The sequence below is a fragment of the Paraburkholderia sp. MM5477-R1 genome, assembly GCF_050436385.1.
Lineage (GTDB): Bacteria > Pseudomonadota > Gammaproteobacteria > Burkholderiales > Burkholderiaceae > Paraburkholderia > Paraburkholderia tuberum.
In genome coordinates this window covers 147,129-167,451 of sequence record NZ_JBNDMC010000008.1, presented here as the reverse complement: position 1 = coordinate 167,451, position 20,323 = coordinate 147,129, and the positions used below count along the sequence as shown (strand labels likewise).

The following is a 20,323-nucleotide window of genomic DNA, read 5'->3' as shown; positions in this document are numbered from 1 at the left end:
GCCGGCCATCAGTCACTTGAAGACCGACGGACAACCCGATCGCAACTATTTCGAACCTACGTCAAATCACGCGCTCTTCTGACCGATCTCGTGATTCGCGAGCACTTCGAGCGCGCGCACCATCGCCGAGTGGTCCCACGCCTTGCCGCCGTGCGCGACGCACGCGTTGAACAGCGCCTGGCAGGTGGCGGTGTTCGGCAGCGACACGCCGAGCGCCTGCGCGGTCGACAGCGCGAGGTTCAGGTCCTTCTGGTGCAGTTCGATGCGGAAGCCCGGATCGAACGTGCGCCTGGTCATGCGCTCGCCGTGCACTTCGAGAATGCGCGACGATGCGAAGCCGCCCATCAGCGCCTCACGCACGCGCGCCGCATCGACACCCGCCTTCGACGCGAGCAGCAGCGCTTCGCCGACCGCCTCGATGGTCGCCGCGACGATCACCTGGTTGGCGACCTTGCACACCTGGCCCGCGCCGACCGCGCCGATCAGCGTGACGTTCTTGCCCATCATGTCGAACAGGGGCTTCACGCTGTCGAACGTGGCCTGTTCGCCCCCGACCATGATGGTCAGCGAGCCGGCCTTCGCGCCGACTTCGCCACCGGACACCGGCGCGTCGAGATAATCGGCACCGGATTCGCGCACGCGCGCCGCGAAATCGCGGGTCGCCATCGGCGAGATCGAGCTCATGTCGACGACCGTCTGGCCGGCGCGCAGCGCGCTCGCGAGGCCGTTCTCGCCGAACAGCACGCGTTCGACGTCCGGCGTGTCAGGCACCATGATGAAGATCACGTCCGCGTTGGCGGCGACCGCGGCGGGGTTCTCACATGCGACGGCGCCGGCCTGCGTGAGCTCGGCGGGCACGCCGCTACGCGTAAAGGCGGCGAGCGACACGCCGTTTTTCAGAAGGTTGGCGGCCATGGGCTTGCCCATGATGCCGAGTCCGATAAAGCCTGCTGTTTGCATGGAATGCTCCGAAGATGTCGTGGCGGCCGCGTTCAAGCCTCGCCCGCCGGTTTCTGCATGAAGTGTTTCTGTGCCGCCTGCGCGGCGCCCTTGAGCAACCCGAGATCCGCGCAGACCGCGACGACGCGCGCGCCCATCGACAGATATCGTTCCGCGTCGGCCTGCAGCGGCGCGAGAATGCCGCTCGACTTGCCGGCCGCCTGCGCGCGGGCGACCACATGCGCGATCGCCTGCTGCACGTCCGGATGGCTCGCATTGCCGAGGTGGCCATACGACGCCGCGAGGTCGGACGGACCGATGAAGACCGCGTCGATGCCGTCCACCGCGAGGATGCTGTCGATATTCTCGACCGCCTTGCGGCTTTCGATCTGCGCGATCACGCAGACGTTGTCGTCGGCGATCGCGAAGTAGTCGGACACGGTGCCGTAGCGATTGCCGCGATGGCCGACCGACACGCCGCGAATGCCCTGCGGCGGATAGCGTGTCGACGCGACCGCGCGGGCGGCGTCGTCGGCGCTGTCGACGAAGGGCACGAGGAAGTTCGAGAAGCCGCTGTCGAGAAAACGTTTGATCACGACGCTGTCGTTGGCCGGTGGTCGGACGACCGGTGCGCTGCCGCTGTCCTTGAGCGCCATCAACTGCGGGATCAGCGTGAGCACGTCGTTGGGCGCGTGTTCGGCGTCCAGCAGCATCCAGTCGAAGCCGACCGTGCCCAGCAGTTCAGTGGCGATCGGGCTGGCGAGCGACGCCCAGCAGCCGATCTGGGTTTTTCCCTCGCGCACCTCGCGCCGGAAGCGGTTTGGCAAGGATTCGTAAGGCGTTACGGCGGGCATGCGGTGTCTCCTCGAACTGCGATGGATCGGGAAAAGCTGCGACAATGCTAAACCGCGAAATGCGAGTTATAAGTCGTCGTATGACCAGCTGTAGATTAGCACCGCACGGCACAGTTGTAATGGGCGAGTATACCCGTATGCGCCTGTCAGACAAGCGTTTCGGGTTGCATAGGGCCCCCGCGATGTTGTAGGATGACCTATATCTTTAGCCTTCATTAAAGGAAAGTCAAAAATGCCTATTACCGGCGAAATGCTGATCGGTCGCAAAGCCGTGCGCGGCGAAGAAAAACCGCTGCGCGCGTTCAATCCTGCCACGGGTTCCGAGATTGCCGAGCCGGTGTTCGGCAGCGGCACCGTCGAGAACGTCGCGCAGGCCTGCGCGCTCGCGCAACAGGCGTTCGACGCCTACCGTCAACTGCCGCTCGCAGTGCGCGCCGAGTTCCTGGACCGTATCGCTGACGGCATCACCGCGCTCGGCGACGAGCTGATCGAGCGCGCGCAGGCTGAATCGGGACTGCCGAAGGCGCGTCTGGAAGGCGAGCGCGGCCGCACCACCGGACAGTTGAAGCTGTTCGCGCAGACCGTGCGCGCGGGCCAGTGGCTCAACGCTACGCTCGATTCGCCGCTGCCGGAGCGCAAGCCGCTGCCGCGCTCGGATCTGCGCATGCAGAAGATCGCGCTCGGTCCGGTCGCGGTGTTCGGCGCGAGCAACTTCCCGCTCGCGTTCTCGGTAGCGGGTGGCGACACCGCCGCGGCGCTGGCTGCTGGCTGCCCGGTCGTCGTGAAGGCGCATCGCGCTCACCTCGGCACGTCGGAGCTGGTGGGTCGCGTGATCCAGCGCGTCGCGCAGGAAATGGATCTGCCCGAAGGCGTGTTCTCGATGATCGTCGGCGCGGGTAACTCGGTCGGCGAGGCACTGGTTGCGCACCCGGCCATCAAGGCGGTCGGCTTCACCGGTTCGCGTGCGGGCGGCACTTCGCTGATGCGCGTCGCGGCGGCGCGTCCGGAGCCGATCCCGGTGTACGCGGAAATGAGCAGCATCAACCCGGTGTTCCTGCTGCCCAACGCTCTTGCGGCACGCGGCGACAGCATCGCGCGCGGTTTCGTCGACTCGCTCGTGCTCGGCGCGGGCCAGTTCTGCACCAACCCGGGCCTCGCCATGCGCGATCGACAGCGACGCGCTGAAGGGCTTCGTCGCGACGGCATCGGAAGCGCTCGCGGCGAAGCCGGCGCAGACCATGCTGACCTCGGGCATTCACGCCGCGTATGAAGACGGCGAAGGCAAGCTGGCCGCAACGAAGGGCGTCGAAGTCGTGGCACGCGGCGTCGCCGCGACCGGCCCGACCCAGGCTTGCGCGGCGCTGTTCGTGACCGACGCGCAGACGTTCCTCGCGAACCCGGCGCTCGAAGACGAAGTATTCGGCCCGGTGTCGACGATCATCCGCTGCAAGGACGAGCAGGAAATGCTGAAGGTCGCCGAACACTTCGCCGGCCAGCTGACCGCGACGCTGCAGATGGACAGCGCCGACGTGGCCGCTGCGAAGAAGCTGGTGCCGATTCTCGAGCGCAAGGCCGGCCGGATTCTGGTCAACGGCTTCCCGACCGGCGTCGAAGTGTGCCACGCGATGGTCCACGGCGGCCCGTTCCCGGCAACGTCGGATAGCCGAGCGACCTCGGTCGGCACCACGTCGATCGACCGCTTCCTGCGCCCGGTCTGCTACCAGGACTTCCCGGCCGAGCTGCTGCCGGAAACGCTGGCTGACGGCAATCCGCTGGAACTGTGGCGTCGTCGCGATGGCGAACTCACGCGCGGTTAATCGCGTGACGCCGTCCTGCACGGATGCGTGCCCGGGCCGGTCGGCCGGGCGCGGACCGAAGGGAAGGGCGGACGCAATCGCAAGATAAAAAAATGGCCGGGAGATTCCCGGCCATTTTTTTCGCCCGCGAGCTTCGTGAGAATCAGCTGTTCGCTTCGCTCGCTTCATTCGCGCGACGCAGCCGCTCGCGGCTATTCGACAGATGCATGCGCATCGCCGCGCGTGCGCCTTCGGCGTCGTGCCGGCTGATCGCCTCGAGGATGCTTTCATGCTCGAGGTTCACGAGCGACAGATACGCATCAGGATCGGCGCGCGCGATGCCGGCCGAGTCGAGCCGGTTGCGCGGAATCAGCGCGCTGCCCATTTGCGACAGTATGTCGACGAAATAGCGGTTGCCGGTTGCGCGTGCGACCGAGATGTGGAACTGCAGGTCGGCCTGCACGCTGTCGAGCCCGTTGTGGCGCGTGGCCTCGATCGCGTCGAGCGCGGTGCGCATGCGCGCGAGGTCGTCCGGTTTCGCGCGTTGCGCGGCGAGACCGGCGCATTCGGTTTCGAGGCTGATGCGCAGCTCCAGAATGCACAGCACGTCGCGCAGCGTGGTGGCGGGCACCATGTCGATGCCGAGCTTTTCGCGTTGCGGCTCGAGCACGAAGCTGCCGATGCCGTGCCGCGTCTCGATGACCTTGCCTGCCTGCAGGCGCGAGATCGCCTCGCGAATCACCGTGCGGCTCACGCTGAGTGTGCTCATCAGCTGCGATTCGGTGGGGAGTTTGTCGCCCGGCTTCAGCAAGTTGGCCGCGATCTGCTCGGTGACGTAGTTGACGACGAACTCGGCAAGATTGCGAGCGCGTCGTGGCGGTGCCGCGGATGCTAGTGGTGTAGCCATCGAAAACGCTCCTTGTTTGAAAGATCGCTGGGAATCGTGCATTTTTATTATATCGTCGTCTGACGACTGATTATAGAAGGCCGGCTCGTTTCCGGCGCAAATGTCACGTATATCGGCGCAGGCCCGAAGTTTGGCGCCTCGGCGCGAATAGATCGCGCGAGGCGCCGGGTCGGTCGGCCGGAAGTACGATAACCGCGACGATAACCCAGCCTATAACGGGCTCACGCCGGACGCAACTCGACCCGCCGGATGTCCTTGACGATCACCAGATAGCTGATCACGGTCAGAAGCGCGTTCGCGCCGACGAACACCAGCGCGCCGTTGAACGAGCCCGTGCGGGCGACGAGATAACCGATCACGATCGGCGTCACGATGCCGGCGATGTTGCCGAACATGTTGAAGATCCCGCCGGACAAGCCGAGCGCTTCCTTCGGCGACGTATCGGCGACGACCGCCCAGCCGAGCGCGCCGATGCCCTTGCCGAAGAACGCGAGCGACATCAGCGCGACGACGACCCAGTCGGTCGACACGTAGTTGCAGCCGATGATGCAGGTCGACAGCAGCATGCCGCCGACGATCGGCACCTTGCGCGCGACGGTCAGCGAACAGCCGCGGCGGATCATTCCGTCCGACAGCACGCCGCCGAGCACCCCGCCGAGAAAGCCGCAGATCGCCGGCAGCGAGGCCACGAGGCCCGCATGCAGGATCGTCATGCCGCGCGCCTGCACGAGGTAGATCGGAAACCACGTCAGGAAGAAGTAGGTCAGCACGTTGATGCAGTACTGCGCGAGATAGACGCCGAGCAGCATGCGGTTGCTGAGCAACTGACGCACGAGCGTCCAGCCGCCGGCCTTCGAAACATCGTCCGGGTGCGTCTTGCGCGCACCGCTGACGAGGCCGCCGCCTTGCTCGATGTACTCGAGCTCGGCGCGCGACACGCGCGGATGGTCGGCGGGATTCTTCATGACCTTCAGCCACGTCAGCGCGAGCAGCAGCCCGGCCACGCCCAGTACGACGTAGACCATTTCCCACCCGAACGCGTGCGTGAGCCACGCCATCAGCGGCGTGAACACCACCGCGGCGAAGTATTGCGCGGCGTTGAAGATCGCCGACGCGGTGCCGCGCTCGTTGGTCGGGAACCAGCTCGCGACGACCTTCGCGTTCGCCGGGAACGCCGGCGACTCGGCCGCGCCCATCACGAAGCGCAGCGCGAACAGGCCGGTAATCGCCGCACCGGCGCTGCCGAGCAGGCCGACCGAGCTCTGCAGCAGCGTGAATAGCGACCACGAGAAGATGCTCGCCGCGTACACGCGGCGCGCGCCGAAACGGTCGAGCAGCCAGCCGGCCGGCAGTTGCGACAGCACGTAAGCCCAGCTGAATGCGGAAAAGATATAGCCCATGCGGATCGCGTCGAGGCTGAACGCGGTGCGCATTGCGGAACCGGTGACGGACAGCGTCGCGCGGTCGGCGTAGTTGAGGGTGGTGATCACAAAGATCAGCAGCAGGATCCCGTAGCGGACCTTGGTGCGTGCCGCGCTAGCAGCGGCGTCGGTGGAACTGGCCGAGCGGCTCAAGTCCATGGTCATCTCCTGTATTGTCGGGCGAGGTGTAGTCTGCACAACGGGTGGCCCGCAGACCACCTGCCTGTCGGGCAAACACACGAACGCCCGGCAACGTTGCTGTGCCGGGCGTTCGCCACGCGGCCGTCTAGGCGGCCCTCATCGATGAGGCTCGCGAGCTACTTCGCTCGAAGCCCTGACGCCGGTGCCTTACTGCGGTCCGAGCTTCTTGATCAGCGCGTCGAGCTGTTCCATTTCTTCCGGCGTCAGATCGGTCAGCGGTGCGCGCACCGGACCTGCGTCGTGGCCGACCAGCTTCGCGCCAGCCTTGACGATGCTGACCGCGTAGCCGGCACGGCGGTTGCGGATCTTCAGGTACGGCAGGAAGAATTCGTCGATCAGCTTGCCGACCGTCGCGTGGTCGTCAGCGGCGATCGCGCGGTAGAAGTCCATCGCGGTCTTCGGAATGAAGTTGAACACCGCCGACGAGTACACCGGCACGCCCAGCGCCTTGTAGGCGGCAGCGTAGACTTCCGCGGTCGGCAGGCCGCCGAGGTACGAGAAGCGCTCGCCGAGGCGGCGGCGGATCGTCACCATGTTTTCGATCTCGCCCACGCCGTCCTTGAAGCCGATCAGGTTCGGGCAACGGTCTGCCAGACGCTCGAGCATGTCGGCGTTGAGCTTCGAGTTCGCGCGGTTGTAGATGATCATGCCCATGCCCGGAACAGCCTTGCAGACCTCTTCGGCGTGCTCGGCGATACCGTCCTGGCTTGCTTCGGTCAGGTAGTGCGGCATCAGCAGGATGCCGTGCGCGCCGAGGCGCTGCGCTTCCTTCGCGTAGGCGATCGCCACGCGGGTCGGGCCGCCGGCGCCGGCGAGGATCGGTACCTTGCCCTTGCAGACCTCGACCGCGGTCTTGACTACTTGCGTGTAGTCGTCTTGCGTCAGCGAGAAGAATTCGCCCGTGCCGCCGGCGACGAACAGCGCCGATGCGCCGTACGGAGCGAGCCATTCGAGACGCTCTGCGTAGGTGTCGGCGCGGAAGTCGCCTTTAGCGTCGAAGTCGGTGACGGGGAAGGACAGGAGGCCTTCCGAAACGATCTGCTTGAGTTCCTGCGGTGTCGTCATGATCAAAGTATCCAGGCGTCGGATTGGGTCGTTGTTGGTTCCAACCAGTACAACGGACGTCGTACTAGTAGAAAATCTTTGGAAATCAGATTTCTTATACGTCATCGTACAACAACAAATCCGGTAACTCAACGGGGTTTTCACGGCATAATTCACGCTATAGGGTAAATACGGAACATCCGGGCGAAACTTCGCGTTGTAGGATGACGTATGATTAATGGCGAAGCAGGTCTATCACGCCTCAAGGATCGATCAATGGAACAAACTCCGCTCTACATCCGCGTTCATCCCAATGACAATGTCGCGATCGTCGTCAACGACGGCGGTCTGGGCGAGGGCGCGGTATTTGCCGATGGCCTCAGGCTGCGCGAGCGTGTGCCGCAGGGCCACAAGGTCGCGGTGGCCGATCTCGCCGAGGGCGACGAGGTCATCCGCTATAACGTCGTGATCGGTTATGCGCTGAAGCCGCTGCCGAAGGGCAGCTGGATCAACGAACACGTGATCCGCATGCCGAGCCCCCCGGGACTCGAAGACCTGCCGATCGCCACCACCAAAGCGCCGGACATGCCGCCGCTCGAAGGCTATACGTTCGAGGGCTACCGTAACTCGGACGGCTCGGTGGGCACGCGCAACATCCTCGCGATCACGACCACCGTGCAGTGCGTCGCCGACGTCGTGCAACACGCGGTCACGCGCATCAAGGCCGAGCTGCTGCCGAAATATCCGAATGTCGACGATGTCGTCAGCCTCGGTCACACTTACGGCTGCGGCGTCGCGATCGACGCGCCCGACGCGATGGTGCCCATCCGCACCGTGCGCAACATCGCGCTGAACCCGAACTTCGGCGGCGAAGTGATGATGGTGAGCCTCGGCTGCGAGAAGCTGCAGCCCGAGCGTCTGATGCCGCCGGGAACGATTCCGATCGCGGCGGCGGCGGTCGTCGACGACGTCGCGGACATCGGTGATGTCGCGCTGGAGCAGAACGGCGACGTCGTGGTGTTGCAGGACGAATCGCACGTCGGCTTCCAGTCGATGATCACGTCGATCATGAGGATGGCCGAAGGGCATCTGAAGCGCCTGAACAACCGCCGTCGCGAAACCTGTCCGGCGTCGGATCTGGTGATCGGCGTGCAGTGCGGCGGTAGCGACGCGTTCTCGGGCCTGACCGCGAACCCGGCCGTCGGATTCGCAACGGATCTGCTGGTGCGCGCCGGCGCGACCGTGATGTTCTCGGAAGTCACCGAAGTGCGCGACGGCGTCGATCAATTGACCGCGCGCGCGGCCAATGCGGACGTCGCACAGGCGATCATCCGCGAGATGCAGTGGTACGACGATTACCTGAAGCGCGGCGGCGCGGACCGCAGCGCGAACACGACGCCCGGCAACAAAAAGGGCGGCCTGTCGAACATCGTCGAAAAGGCGATGGGCTCGATCATCAAGTCGGGCAACTCGGCGATCTCCGGCGTGCTGTCGCCGGGTGAGAAGGTCAACCAGAAGGGCCTGATCTACGCGGCCACACCGGCCAGCGACTTCATCTGCGGCACGCTGCAGGTCGCCTCGGGCATCACGCTGCACGTGTTCACGACCGGCCGCGGCACGCCGTACAGCCTCGCCGAAGTACCGGTCATCAAGGTCGCGACGCGTTCGGACCTCGCGCGTCGCTGGCACGATCTGATGGACATCAACGCCGGCACGATCGCGACCGGCCAGTCCAGCATCGAGGAGGTGGGCTGGGAACTGTTCCGCCTGATGCTCGAAGTCGCGAGCGGCCGCAAGGAAACCTGCGCGGAGAAGCTGGGACTGCACAATGCGTTGACGCTGTTCAACCCGGCGCCGGTGACCTGAGCAGGCACCGTGCCCCGTCAATACTCAGGCGAGCGCCGGTCCAGCCGGCGCTCGCTTTTCCATTCAGAAGACCCGCTCGCAATCACAACATCCAAGAGACATGACCGATTTGAACGTTGACCGCTCCGCGGCAAAGAAACCCTTCCGCCGTCTGCTGCTCACCGGCGCCGCGGGCAACCTCGGCAAGCAACTGCGTCCCGCGCTCGCGCAATGGGCCGACATCGTGCGCGTGTCCGATATCGCTGCGCTCGGCGAAGTCGCCGCGCACGAGGAAGCGGCCGTCGTCAATCTCGCCGATGAAGCAGCCGTGCACGCGCTGCTCGAAGGCGTGGACGCGGTGGTGCATCTCGGCGGCATCTCCGTCGAAGCGCCGTTCGAAGACCTGCTCGAAGCGAACATCCGCGGCCTCTACAACGTGTACTCGTCGGCGCAAAAGCATGGCGTGAAGCGCATCATCTACGCGAGCTCGAATCACGCGGTGGGTTTCCATCCGGTCACGTCGGTTCTCGATACCGAAGTGCCGCTGCGTCCGGACGGCATGTACGGCGTGACGAAGTGTTTCGGCGAATCGCTGTCGCGCTACTACTTCGACCGCTTCGGTCTCGAGACCGTGTGTTTGCGGATCGGCTCGTCGTTCGAGCAGCCGAAGACCGCGCGCATGCTCGTCACGTATCTGAGCTACCGCGATTTCATCGAGCTCGTGCGCTGCTCGCTGTTCACGAACCGCGTCGGTCACGCGATCGTCTACGGCGTGTCGAACAACCGCATCTCGTGGGTCGACAACACGAACGCCGCGTTTCTCGGCTACCGTCCGCAAGACAGCTCGGCGCAGTTCGAACACCTGTTCCCGCCGAGCGCCCCCGACACGCGCTTCGACGACCCGACCCAGCTGTACCAGGGCGGCCCGTTCGTGCTAGCCGGTCCGATGGAGCCGAAGCGGGAGCCTAAGCGGGAGCCTAAGCAATGAGCGCGAATCCGCAAGTGGAGCGCTTCGAAGCGGCCGGTCCGTTGCCCGCGGCCACCGGTGAAAGCCCGGTCTGGCGCGCGGCCGAGCAGGCGCTGTACTGGGTCGACATTCCGGCGAAAAAGATCGTGCGCGGTTCGCTCGAGACAGGCAAGCGCAGCGAATGGCTGCTGCCGGAACAGGTTGCCTGCATCGCGTTCGATCACGCCGGCACCGTGCTCGCCGGCTGCGAGACCGGGTTGTTCGCGGTCTCGCTCGCAGACGCGTCGAAAGCGGCGAGCGGCGAGCCGCTGACAGCGTCGCTGCGCGAGCTCGCGGCGCCTGAATTCCCGCACGGCGGAATGCGTTTCAACGACGGCCGCTGCGACCGGCAAGGGCGTTTCTGGGCCGGCACGATGGTGATGGACATGGCCGCGGCGATCCCGGGCGGCGCGCTGTACCGCTTCGACGAGAAGGGCGTGCTGTCAGCGCCGGTCGTCGATTCGCTGATCACGCAGAACGGCCTGGGCTGGTCGCCGGACGGCACGACGATGTATCTGTCCGACTCGCATCCGCTGCGCCGGCTGATCTGGGCGTTCGACTACGACGTCGACAGCGGTGAGCCGCGCAACCGCCGCGTGTTCGCCGACCTGCATCACTATTCGGGCCGTCCGGACGGCGCGGCGGTCGATGCCGACGGCTGCTACTGGATCTGCGCGAACGACGCCGGTCTGCTGCTGCGTTTTACGCCGCAGGGCAAGCTCGACCGGCAGGTTCCGGTGCCGGCCATCAAGCCTGCCATGTGCGCGTTCGGCGGCCGCGATCTCGATACGCTGTTCGTCACCTCGATTCGTCCCGCCAACGGCGCGAGCGAGCACGACGGCCACGTGTTCGCGCTGCGGCCCGGCGTGAGCGGGCTGCCTGAGCCCGAATTCGCAGGGCAACTGTAACGTTGCTTGCATGAAGCATGCGCCGGGATGAAGTTTTTCTCCCGGCGTTTTGATTTTTCAGGACCATTCGTATGGCCCTTTATTTGTCACTCGTCGTACAACGTGTTGTGTGAAGACCACGCCGCCACGTATTTCTTCAGCAAAAATACCACAGCTCCGCAGACTGTACCGATTCCGTCCCCAGCCAATGCCGGACGGCGCGGGACCCTGTGGCATGCCACGCCGGTCATCCGTACCGGCGCTTTTCTTGATGCGGGTAAATACCGTCTGTACAAGATAAAACCCCTTTTATAGACTTCGTATGTTGTCGTACAACATATAAGTCCAAACAAATGGCTTTCTGTGTTCGTGTGACAGTGCAATTCGGTGGGTTTTCAAGGCATTCGTGCCGCCGCGGTCGATGCGGCATGCATGTCCGAAGCCGGCCGGCGTGATTGAAGTAAGTAGTCGAGTTGTCGACTGGAGTGCTGGGTCAACTGTGCCGGGGAAGTCGCACAGCCAGTACGGCCAACGCCCGCACCTGCGAAGGCAGTGAGCGTGAAGCCGGAGACGCGTCAAAACCATGTCACATCCGCTGTTGCTGGGATGGTCTATTTTTCAAGGAATGTCACGATGAACAAGAAGTTTGCCTCTTCCCATATTTCGATGATCGTCGCGGCCGCGGCGTTGGCGTTCAGCACGATGTCGGCTGAAGCGCGCGTGTTCCGCGTCGCCGATGTGCACGGCGACACCTTCCCGACCAACATGGCCGTGAAGTACATGGGCGAGGAGATCAGCAAGGCGACCGGCGGCAAGGACTCCGTGAAGGTGTTCGGCAACAGCGCGCTCGGTTCGGAAAACGACACGATCGACCAGGTCCGTATCGGCGCGCTCGACATGGCCCGTGCCAACGGTGCTGCGTTCAACGAAATCGTGCCGGAATCGATGATCCCGTCGCTGCCGTTCCTGTTCCGCGACGTCGACCATTTCCGCAAGGTCATGTACGGCCCGGAAGGCCAGAAGATCCTCGACGCCTTCACCGCGAAGGGCATGATCGCACTGACGTTCTACGAGAGCGGCGCACGCTCGATGTACGCGAAGAAGGCGATCAAGTCGCCGGCTGACATGAAGGGGCTGAAGGTCCGCGTGCAGCCGTCCGACCTGATGGTCGACGAAATCAAGGCAATGGGCGGCACGCCGACCCCGATGCCGTTCTCGGAAGTCTATACGGGCCTGAAGACCGGCCTCGTCGACGGCGCCGAAAACAACCTGCGGTCGTACGAAGAAACCAAGCACTTCGAAGTCGCTCAGATCTACTCGGAGACCCAGCATTCGATGACGCCGGAAGTGCTGGTGTTCTCGAAGAAGGTTTGGGACACGCTGTCGCCGCAAGAGCAGCAGATCATCAAGAAGGCCGCGGCTGACTCGGTGCCTTACTACGAGAAGCTGTGGACCGCGCGCGAAGCCGACGCACAGAAGGCCGTCACGAAGGGTGGCGCAACGGTCATCGCGGCTTCGCAGATCGACCGCGCGGCTTTCGTGAAGGTGATGCAGCCTGTGTGGGCGAAGTACGAAAAGACCCCGCAAATGAAGCAGATCGTCGACGAGATCGAAGCAATCAAGTAAGTCACGCGTCCCGGACGCAATCAGCAATAGCAACGCTTGTCGCAACAGCGGCGTGAATGGTCCCGCGAGGAAACTCGCGAGACCTTCCGCCGCGCGATTTCGCGCGCGCGTGCGGATCGTGTCGCATCGGGACGGCTGAATCTCAAGCATAGGTCGGTCGTAAGCAAGGACAGGGTCATGAGTTTCCTGAAACGCCCAAATGATTTTCTTTTTCGCGTGCTGCTGGTCGTGGCGTCGCTTAGCCTCGCCGTGCTTTGCCTGCTCGTGATTTATAGCGTGGTGATGCGCTACGTGTTTAGCGACGCGCCCGATTTCGTTGAGCCCATCGCATTGCTGCTGGTGATCCTGATCGCGATGTTCGGCGCCGCGCTGAAGGTTCGCGAGGGCGGTCACATCGGACTCGACTCGCTCGTCAAGAAATTGCCCGAGAAAGGCCAGGTGATCGCGAAAGGGATTCAGCACCTGTGTCTGGTCGCTTTCGCGGTGGCGGTCTTCGTCGGTTGCCTCGAGATGGCGGAAACCACGATGGGCGACCGCATTCCGATCATCGGCGTGCCGGAAGGCGTGCGCTACTGCATCCCGATCTTCGCGAGTGTGTGCATCGCGTTGTTCTCGATCGAGCATCTGCTCGAACTCTTCGCGGGGAAACGGGAAGAGCCGGCGCTCGAACTCTCCGCCACGGAATAAAAGTAGAACCATCATGGAACTTGCCCTTCTTACCGCCAGTTTTCTAATCTTCCTCTTCCTCGGGGTTCCGGTTTCATTCGCGTTGGGCCTGTCCTGCGTTCTGACGTACCTGTTCGAAGGCTTGCCGACCGCGACCGCAATGCAGTCGATGATCTCGGGCATGAACGGTTTCTCGTTCCTCGCGGTCCCGTTCTTCATCTTCTCCGGCGAGCTGATGCTCCACGGCGGCATCGCTGACCGCATCCTGCGTTTCGCGCAGGCCTCGGTCGGCCATTTCCGCGGTGGCCTCGGCATGGCCAACGTGGTCGCCTGTACGCTGTTCGGCGGCGTGTCGGGTTCGCCGACCGCGGATACGTCGGCCATGGGCGGTGTCGTGATCCCGCTGATGAAGCGCGAAGGTTATAGCGCCGCATACGCGGTCAACGTGACCACGCACTCGTCGCTCGCCGGCGCGCTGATGCCGACGTCGACCAACATGATCATCTACGCGTTCGCCGCGCAAGGCGTGAGCGGCGTGCTGAACGGCAAGCAGATGAGCGGCGTGTCGATCGGCGATCTGCTGTTCTCGGGTCTGTTGCCGGTGCTGTGGGTGATGGGCCTCGTGCTGATCGCCGCTTACTGGCAGGCCGTCAAGTTCGGCTATCCGCGCCGTCCCGACGGTTCGACCGAACTGCAGCGTTTCCCGGGCTGGATGGCGGTGCTGCGCACGTTCATCGGCGCGGTGCCGGGTCTGATGGTCATCGCGATCATTCTGTTCTGCGTGGCGCGCGGTATCGCCACCGCGACGGAGGCGGCCGCGATCGCCGTGGGTTATTCGCTGATATTGACCATCGTCGTGTATCGCTCGCTGTCGATGAAGAAGCTCGGCCATGCGCTCGGCAAGGCCGCGAAAACGACCGGCGTGGTGCTGCTGCTGATCGGTGTGTCGAACATGCTGCGCTACCAGATGGCCTATCTGGAGATCCCGGAGGCGATCGAGCGCATGCTCGACGGCGCGACCTCGCTGCCGTGGCTGATGTTGTTGTACATCAACGTGATTCAGGTGTTCCTCGGTACGTTCGTCGACATGGCGGCGCACATCCTGATCACAACCCCGCTGTTCCTGCCGATGGCCATGCACAACGGGGTGGGCCCGGTTCAGTTCGGCATCATGATTCTGCTGAACTGCGCATTGGGTCTCGTGCATCCGCCGATTGGCTCGGTGCAGTTCATTGGTTGCGCAATTGGCAATGTGTCGATAGGGGAAACTACTAAGGTGGCTTGGCCGTATTACCTCGCTATCTTCTCGGCCATCAATATTGTCACCTATGTCCCGTGGTTCTCGACCTGGTTGCCGAGCATCATCAACGGTCACCCGGTGTTCTGATCCAAATAAAACGTCTTACCCACACTCAGCGGCGCTCGCATAGGCCGCATTAGAAAGTTTTTAACAGAGGAGTAACAATGAAAAAGACTCTCTTAGCTTCTGCCTTGGGGTTGGTCGCCCTGGGCGCACATGCGCAAAGCAGCGTGACGCTTTACGGTATCGTCGATACGGGCCTGGGTTGGCAGAACAGTTCGGCGTCGCTGACCACGGCGGCGAAACCGCAGACCGTCGCTGGCAACTCGCAAGTCAAGATGATCAACGGCATCTGGGCAGGCAGCCGTTTCGGTTTGAAGGGCTCGGAAGATCTGGGTGGCGGCACGAAGACGATTTTCCAGTTGGAAGAAGGCTTTAACAGCGCAACTGGCGCGCAAAGTGTGTCGGGTCTGGCATTCAACCGCCAGGCATGGGTCGGTCTGACGAACGCTCAGTTCGGTACGGTGACGGCAGGCCGCGGGTACACCTCGTACTACACGCTGCTCTCGCCGTATAGCCCGACCACGTGGCTGACCGGTGCATACGGTGCGCACCCGGGTGATATCGACTCGCTGGATACGACGTTCCGGGTGAACAACCAACTGGTTTATACGTCGCCGAGCTTTGCCGGTCTGACGGTTAGCGGTTCGTACGCACTGGGCGGCAACGCGGGCAGCTTCGCAGCCGGCCAAACCTGGAGCGTTGCGGCACAGTACCTGAACGGCCCGATCGGTCTCGCGGCAGGTATCCAGCGCATTGACAACGCGGCGACCGTTGGCACCCCCGCGTGGAATTCCACGGCGTCGAACAACGGCTCGCAGCCGTCCGTCTCGGCAATCAACAACGGCTTCCAGACCGCAGCGAAGCAGCAGCGCATTGCGGTGACGGGTGGTTACGCGTTCAACTCGCAGTGGGACGTTTCGTTCGCATACTCGAACGTTCAATACGCTGCGGGCCAGGCTTCGCTGTTCCACGACACGCAGATCTGGAATACCGGTGGCGCAGTGCTGCACTGGAAGCCGATCTCGGTGCTGGACCTGGCCGCTGGCTATAGCTACACCCGTGCAACCTCGTCGAACGGCATTCAGAGCACGGCTAGCTACAGCCAGTTCAACCTGTCGCAGTACTACTCGCTGTCCAAGCGCACCGGCCTGTACGCACTCGAAGCGTATCAGCGCGCTAGCGGCCAGACGCTGTCGGGCAACGGCAAGTCCATCATCAACGCAGTGGCAAGCATCGGTGACGGCCAGAACGGTTCGCCGTCCTCGTCGCGCAGCCAGACCGCGGTTGGCGTGGGTATCATCCACAAGTTCTAAACAGTTACTGAATACGTGGCGGCACGTTGTTTTGCCGCCACACCGACGCGTTTTTTTTCGCGTCGTCAGTCTCGCAAAGCTGCGCACATTACGTGCGCAGCTTTTTTTTGGATGCTTCATTTTGATGCATCGCAGGCGCTGGTCTCGCCAGCGGTGCCAGATCTGGGTTGGGAGTGCCTCGCGCGCGGGCTTTCGCGTTACGATGAGAGCCCGGCGCGCTTTCCTGCGCCGTTTCGCGAGGAGACGCCGATGCGTGAATTACGATGGGCTTCGGAAGAGGGCGATGGCATCGAACATCTGGTATTCGATGCGCGCGACGATGGCTTCGCCGTTGAAAGCGTCGTGGTCGGGCAGCGCTACGGCAAGGCGTACGGGCTGCATTACGCTGTGCGCTGCGACGCGCGCTGGCGCACGCGCTACGCGCGGCTGAAGATCGTCGGCGGTGGCGAGCTGGAGCTGCATGGCGATGGCGACGGCCACTGGCACGACGGGCACGGCCTCGCGCTCAGCGCGATCGAAGGCTGTATCGACATCGATATCGCGGCGACGCCGTACACCAATACGTTGCCGATCCGTCGGCTGCAACTGGCGCAAGGCGAACGTCAGCCGATCGAAGTCGCGTATATCTCGACGCCGGACTTGCAGGTCACGCGCGCCGAGCAGGCCTACACGTGCATCGAGTTGAATGGCGAGTACCGCTACGAAGGCATTTTTCGCGAGTTCACCGCCAATTTGCGCGTGGATAGCGATGGTCTCGTGATCGACTATCCGACCTTGTTCACGCGTTTGCCGCGCGCGCGTTAGGTTGTGCGTTCGGCGTCGCCTGCTGCGTTCGAGTCGTCGTCGGGCCCAGTCGATGCGCCGCGGCCGAGCGGGCGTTGCATCAGCGTCGTGTCGAGCCAGCGGCCGTGCTTGTAGCCGACAGCCTTCAACGTGCCGGTCAGCTCGAAGCCGAGTTGCGCGTGCAACGACAGTGAGCCGCCGCTGCCGCCATCGGCGATCACCGCGATCATCTGACGCCACGGTCCGGTCTCGCAACGTTCGATCAGCGCCTGCAGCAGCACGCGTCCGATGCCGCGTCCGCGATACGCGTCGTTGACGTAGATCGAGTCTTCGATCGTGTTGCGATAGGCGGCGCGCGGGCGATACGGCGTCGCATAGCAATAGCCGGCCACGTCGCCGTCGATCTCCGCGACCATATATGGCAGTCCGTGGCTGCGCACGCTTGCGAGCCGCGCGCGCAGATCGTCGACGGACGGCGGGGTTTCTTCGAACGACGCGACACCGGTCAGCACGTGATGCGCGTAGATCGCCTGGATCGCGGGGAGGTCGGCTTCGCTGGCGTCGCGGATCAGCGGGGCGTCGAGCGCAGGGCGGGGTGAACTCATGCGGGGTCCTGTCGTGGCGGGCGCAGTTTGGCGGAAGTCTTCACTATGCCTGTCGCCGGGGCGGATTTGAAGCGGGTCAAAGATCGAATTGATCGAACTCGCTCTGCAGCTCGCGATTACGCGCCACGCGTTCGTCGATAGCCGGTCCACGCCGTTCGACGACCGCCGAGTTCAGCGAATCGACGTAGGAACCCGACATGCCGTCCGAATAGAACACGCGCGGGCGGATGTATTCGAGATAGCTGTAGAACGCGTTGCTGATGCCGCGCGTCGATTGGATGCCGAGGATGTAGACCGCATCGGCGTTCGCCATGCGCTCGGCGACGCGCGCGAAGGCCGGCGAGCGCGCGAGTTCATACAAGTGCCGGATCGCGCCGATCTCGAGTTCGAGCGATTGGGCGAGCGCGGCGTCGCGCGGCGAGGAGCCGTCAGCGACGCTCGGTTCATGAAGCTCACCGGTTTGCGCGCAGTCGCTCGGGCCACGACGGAACGCGGCGCGGGGCGCTGGTTGTGCCAATCTGCGAAATGATGACAGATCGATCCACGGTTCGCGCAATTCGATCCTGAAAAAGTCTGTTCGCCGTGCGACGGTCGAGCCGCGTCAGACCGGCCGCCGCACCGGCGCGGCGCGCGAAAAATGCCGTGCGCCAGCCACGCAGGCGACCACGATCACGGTGACGATGATCATCGATGGCGGTACCTGCTCGTGCAGCAGCACGCCGGCGAGCAGCAGCCCGAAAAACGGCTGCAGCAGCTGCAGTTGGCCGACCGCCGCGATGCCGCCGAGCGCGAGCCCGCGATACCAGAACACGAAGCCGATCAGCATGCTGAACAGCGACACGTACGCGAGTCCCCACAGCGCGGCGGCGCCGACACCGTCGAACGACACGGGCCGCGTCCACCATGCGAGCGGCAGCATCAACGGCAGCGACAGCACGAGCGCCCACGAAATCACCTGCCAGCCGCCGAGATGACGCGACAACCGCGCGCCTTCCGCGTAGCCCAGCCCGCACACGACGATCGCCGCGAGCATCAGCGCGTCGCCGAGCGGCGAGGCGTCGATGCCGTGACGCAGCGCGAACGCGGCCACCGCCGCGCTGCCGAGCGCCGAGAACAGCCAGAACGCCGGCTGCGGCCGCTCGCCGCCGCGCAACACGCCGAAGATCGCGGTGGCGAGCGGCAGCAGGCCGATGAACACGACCGCATGCGCGGCGCTCACATGACGCAGCGCGAGCGCGGTCAGCAAAGGAAAGCCGACCACGACGCCGAGCGCGACCACGACGAGCGGCAGCAGATCGCGCCGCTCCGGGCGGGTCTCGCGGAACACCAGCAACAGCAGCAGACCAAGGATGCCCGCGATCGTCGCGCGCGCCACGGTCAGAAACACCGGATCGAGGCCCTGCACGGCAAGCCGCGTGGCCGGCAGCGAGCCGCTGAAAATCAGCACGCCCGCGAAACCGCTGAGCCAGCCGTTGGTGGTTTTGTCCATGGCAAACATCCCTGCGCTGAAAGAGTCTCATGATGCGCGCCGCGGCCGTAAACGTTAAGCTACAGATCAGTACAGTTCGTCAAAACTGTACCGAACATGGGAGCAGTACAGATGGCGGAAAGCGAGAACAACGAGACGGTGCCGGGCACGCGTGTCGGCCTCGTGATGAACAATCTGCGGGAGCGTATCGCGAGCCGCTCGCTGATGCCGGGCGCCCGCGTGCCGTCGATCCGCGCGATGACCGACACGCTCGGCGTGTCCAAGTCGACCGTGGTGGAAGGCTACGACCGTCTCGTTGCGGAAGGGGTGATCATCGCGCGGCGCGGCTCGGGCTTCTTCGTGTCGGGCCATGCGCCGCCGCTCGCGCTCGCCGATCTCGGGCCGCGGCTCGATCGCGAGGTCGATCCGCTGTGGCTCACGCGGCAGTCGCTGGAGACCGGCTCGAAAGCGCTGAAGCCCGGCTGCGGCTGGATGCCGGCTTCGTGGTTGCCGGAAGATGGCGTGCGGCGCGCGCTGCGCGCGGTTGCCCGTGATCCGCAATCGCTGCTCGCGGATTACGCGAGCCCGGCTGGCTTGCCCGCGCTGCGTCAGCAGCTTGCGTGGCGGCTTTCCGCGCACGGGGTCGATGCGCCGCCCGAGCAGATCCTGCTGACCGACGGCGGCACCCATGCGCTCGATCTCGTGTGCCGCTTCCTGCTCGAACCCGGCGACACGGTGCTGATCGACGATCCTTGCTATTTCAATTTTCAGGCGTTGTTGCGCGCGCATCGCGTGCGGATCGCGAGCGTGCCGTACACGCCGCAGGGACCGGATCTCGCGGCGTTCGAGCGCGTTCTGGTCGAGCAGCGTCCGCGGCTCTACGTGACGAACTCGGCGATCCACAATCCGACCGGCGCGACGCTCGCGCCGGCCGTCGCGCACCGGCTGCTGAAGCTCGCCGGCGAGCACGATCTGTTGATCGTCGAGGACGACATCTTCGCGGACTTCGAAGACGAAGCCGCGCCGCGCCTTGCCGCATTCGACGGCCTCGCGCGCGTCGTGTCGATCGGCAGCTTTTCGAAGACGCTGTCGGCGGCGGTGCGCTGCGGCTATATTGCGGCACGCGCCGAATGGGTCGAGCCGTTGATCGATCTGAAGCTCGCGACATCGTTCGGCAATGGTCAGCTCGCGGCGAGCGTCGTGCATCGGATGCTCGTCGACGGTACCTATCGGCGTCATCTAGAGGCGATGCGCGCGAAGCTGGCCGATGCGATGGGAGAGACCATCAGGCGTCTCGGCTATGCGGGCCTCGATATCTGGACACGGCCGCGCGCGGGCCTGTTCGTGTGGGCGCGCTTGCCCGGGGCGCTCGATGCCGCCGACATCGCCCGTCATGCGCTGACGGCGGGCGTCGTGTTCGCGCCGGGCAACGTGTTCAGCGCGTCGCAAGCGGCGGCGGGCTTTCTGCGTTTCAACGTGTCGCAATGCAATCGCCCGAAGGTGTACGAGGCATTGCAACGGGCGATGCAAGCGTGCACGGTGTCGGCCGGCGCGGGGCGCGAGCGGGTCTGAGACGAACTCAGGCGAAGCAGGCGTTCG

The 20,323-nt window shown here is 64.3% G+C and carries 17 protein-coding genes and 2 pseudogenes; 11 read left to right on the top strand and 8 right to left on the bottom strand.

Annotated features, from left to right (window positions below):
* Positions 1–66 precede the first annotated feature (66 nt).
* Both OKW35_RS42515 and garL read right to left on the bottom strand, forming a co-directional pair.
* Complete coding sequence (locus OKW35_RS42515) at positions 67–996, bottom strand: 2-hydroxy-3-oxopropionate reductase (protein WP_260321425.1); 930 nt, start codon at positions 994–996, stop codon at positions 67–69.
* Positions 993–1,793: a 2-dehydro-3-deoxyglucarate aldolase gene (garL, locus tag OKW35_RS42510; protein WP_429555213.1), complete on the bottom strand. Its 801-nt coding sequence runs from the start codon at positions 1,791–1,793 to the stop codon at positions 993–995. The genes OKW35_RS42515 and garL overlap by 4 nt, the downstream gene beginning before the upstream one ends.
* Before the next feature lie 232 nt (positions 1,794–2,025).
* Between garL and OKW35_RS42505 the strand changes: the two are divergent.
* A pseudogene (locus OKW35_RS42505) lies at positions 2,026–3,610 on the top strand (aldehyde dehydrogenase (NADP(+))).
* Positions 3,611–3,752: 142 nt separating this feature from the next.
* Here the strand turns inward: OKW35_RS42505 and OKW35_RS42500 are convergent.
* From OKW35_RS42500 to kdgD, 3 genes are all read right to left on the bottom strand, one after another.
* Complete coding sequence (locus tag OKW35_RS42500) at positions 3,753–4,496, bottom strand: FadR/GntR family transcriptional regulator (protein WP_184049998.1); 744 nt, start codon at positions 4,494–4,496, stop codon at positions 3,753–3,755.
* A 221-nt stretch (positions 4,497–4,717) separates the two neighbouring features.
* Positions 4,718–6,076 carry an MFS transporter gene (locus tag OKW35_RS42495; RefSeq protein WP_090806089.1) on the bottom strand — a complete coding sequence of 453 codons (1,359 nt, stop codon included), beginning with the start codon at positions 6,074–6,076 and terminating at the stop codon, positions 4,718–4,720.
* Positions 6,077–6,265: 189 nt separating this feature from the next.
* Positions 6,266–7,183, bottom strand: a complete 918-nt coding sequence (gene kdgD / locus OKW35_RS42490) for a 5-dehydro-4-deoxyglucarate dehydratase (protein ID WP_090806087.1) — start codon at positions 7,181–7,183, stop codon at positions 6,266–6,268.
* Positions 7,184–7,438: 255 nt separating this feature from the next.
* Here kdgD and garD point away from each other — a divergent pair, with 255 nt between their 5' ends.
* The 9 genes from garD to OKW35_RS42445 all read left to right on the top strand — a co-directional run bounded on the left by garD (position 7,439) and on the right by OKW35_RS42445 (position 16,672).
* Positions 7,439–9,028: a galactarate dehydratase gene (garD, locus tag OKW35_RS42485; protein ID WP_184067062.1), complete on the top strand. Its 1,590-nt coding sequence runs from the start codon at positions 7,439–7,441 to the stop codon at positions 9,026–9,028.
* A gap of 100 nt (positions 9,029–9,128) precedes the next feature.
* Positions 9,129–9,995 (top strand): NAD-dependent epimerase/dehydratase family protein, encoded by an 867-nt coding sequence (locus OKW35_RS42480; protein WP_429555212.1) that lies wholly within the window; start codon positions 9,129–9,131, stop codon positions 9,993–9,995.
* The gene (locus OKW35_RS42475; protein ID WP_429555211.1) at positions 9,992–10,921 is read left to right on the top strand and encodes an SMP-30/gluconolactonase/LRE family protein; all 930 of its coding nucleotides are present in this window, start codon (positions 9,992–9,994) and stop codon (positions 10,919–10,921) included. Before OKW35_RS42480 ends, OKW35_RS42475 begins: the two co-directional genes overlap by 4 nt.
* 27 nt (positions 10,922–10,948) lie before the next feature.
* Positions 10,949–11,215 carry a hypothetical protein gene (locus OKW35_RS42470; RefSeq protein ID WP_429555210.1) on the top strand — a complete coding sequence of 89 codons (267 nt, stop codon included), beginning with the start codon at positions 10,949–10,951 and terminating at the stop codon, positions 11,213–11,215.
* 318 nt (positions 11,216–11,533) lie between these two features.
* On the top strand, positions 11,534–12,526 hold the full coding sequence (locus OKW35_RS42465; protein WP_429555209.1) for a TRAP transporter substrate-binding protein: 993 nt from the start codon (positions 11,534–11,536) through the stop codon (positions 12,524–12,526).
* Positions 12,527–12,703: 177 nt separating this feature from the next.
* On the top strand, positions 12,704–13,213 hold the full coding sequence (locus OKW35_RS42460; RefSeq protein WP_035470962.1) for a TRAP transporter small permease: 510 nt from the start codon (positions 12,704–12,706) through the stop codon (positions 13,211–13,213).
* Positions 13,214–13,226: 13 nt separating this feature from the next.
* Entirely contained in the window at positions 13,227–14,579 is a 1,353-nt protein-coding gene (locus OKW35_RS42455; RefSeq protein WP_429353877.1) for a TRAP transporter large permease, read from the top strand.
* A gap of 77 nt (positions 14,580–14,656) precedes the next feature.
* Positions 14,657–15,868, top strand: coding sequence for a porin (locus OKW35_RS42450; protein ID WP_184067077.1), 1,212 nt, complete (start codon positions 14,657–14,659; stop codon positions 15,866–15,868).
* Between the two features lie 249 nt (positions 15,869–16,117).
* Positions 16,118–16,672 (top strand): putative glycolipid-binding domain-containing protein, encoded by a 555-nt coding sequence (locus OKW35_RS42445; RefSeq protein WP_026225863.1) that lies wholly within the window; start codon positions 16,118–16,120, stop codon positions 16,670–16,672.
* Here the strand turns inward: OKW35_RS42445 and OKW35_RS42440 are convergent.
* The 3 genes and pseudogenes from OKW35_RS42440 to OKW35_RS42430 form a co-directional block, all read right to left on the bottom strand.
* Positions 16,669–17,256 carry an N-acetyltransferase family protein gene (locus OKW35_RS42440; RefSeq protein WP_429493779.1) on the bottom strand — a complete coding sequence of 196 codons (588 nt, stop codon included), beginning with the start codon at positions 17,254–17,256 and terminating at the stop codon, positions 16,669–16,671. The genes OKW35_RS42445 and OKW35_RS42440 overlap by 4 nt on opposite strands.
* A 76-nt stretch (positions 17,257–17,332) precedes the next feature.
* Positions 17,333–17,701: pseudogene (locus OKW35_RS42435) on the bottom strand (hypothetical protein); the annotation flags it as partial.
* Positions 17,702–17,857: 156 nt separating this feature from the next.
* Positions 17,858–18,745: a DMT family transporter gene (locus tag OKW35_RS42430; protein WP_184008450.1), complete on the bottom strand. Its 888-nt coding sequence runs from the start codon at positions 18,743–18,745 to the stop codon at positions 17,858–17,860.
* Between the two features lie 111 nt (positions 18,746–18,856).
* Here OKW35_RS42430 and OKW35_RS42425 point away from each other — a divergent pair, with 111 nt between their 5' ends.
* A complete protein-coding gene (locus tag OKW35_RS42425) occupies positions 18,857–20,296 on the top strand; it encodes a PLP-dependent aminotransferase family protein (RefSeq protein ID WP_090806069.1) in 1,440 nt (479 codons plus the stop codon).
* The last annotated feature ends 27 nt before the right edge of the window (positions 20,297–20,323 follow it).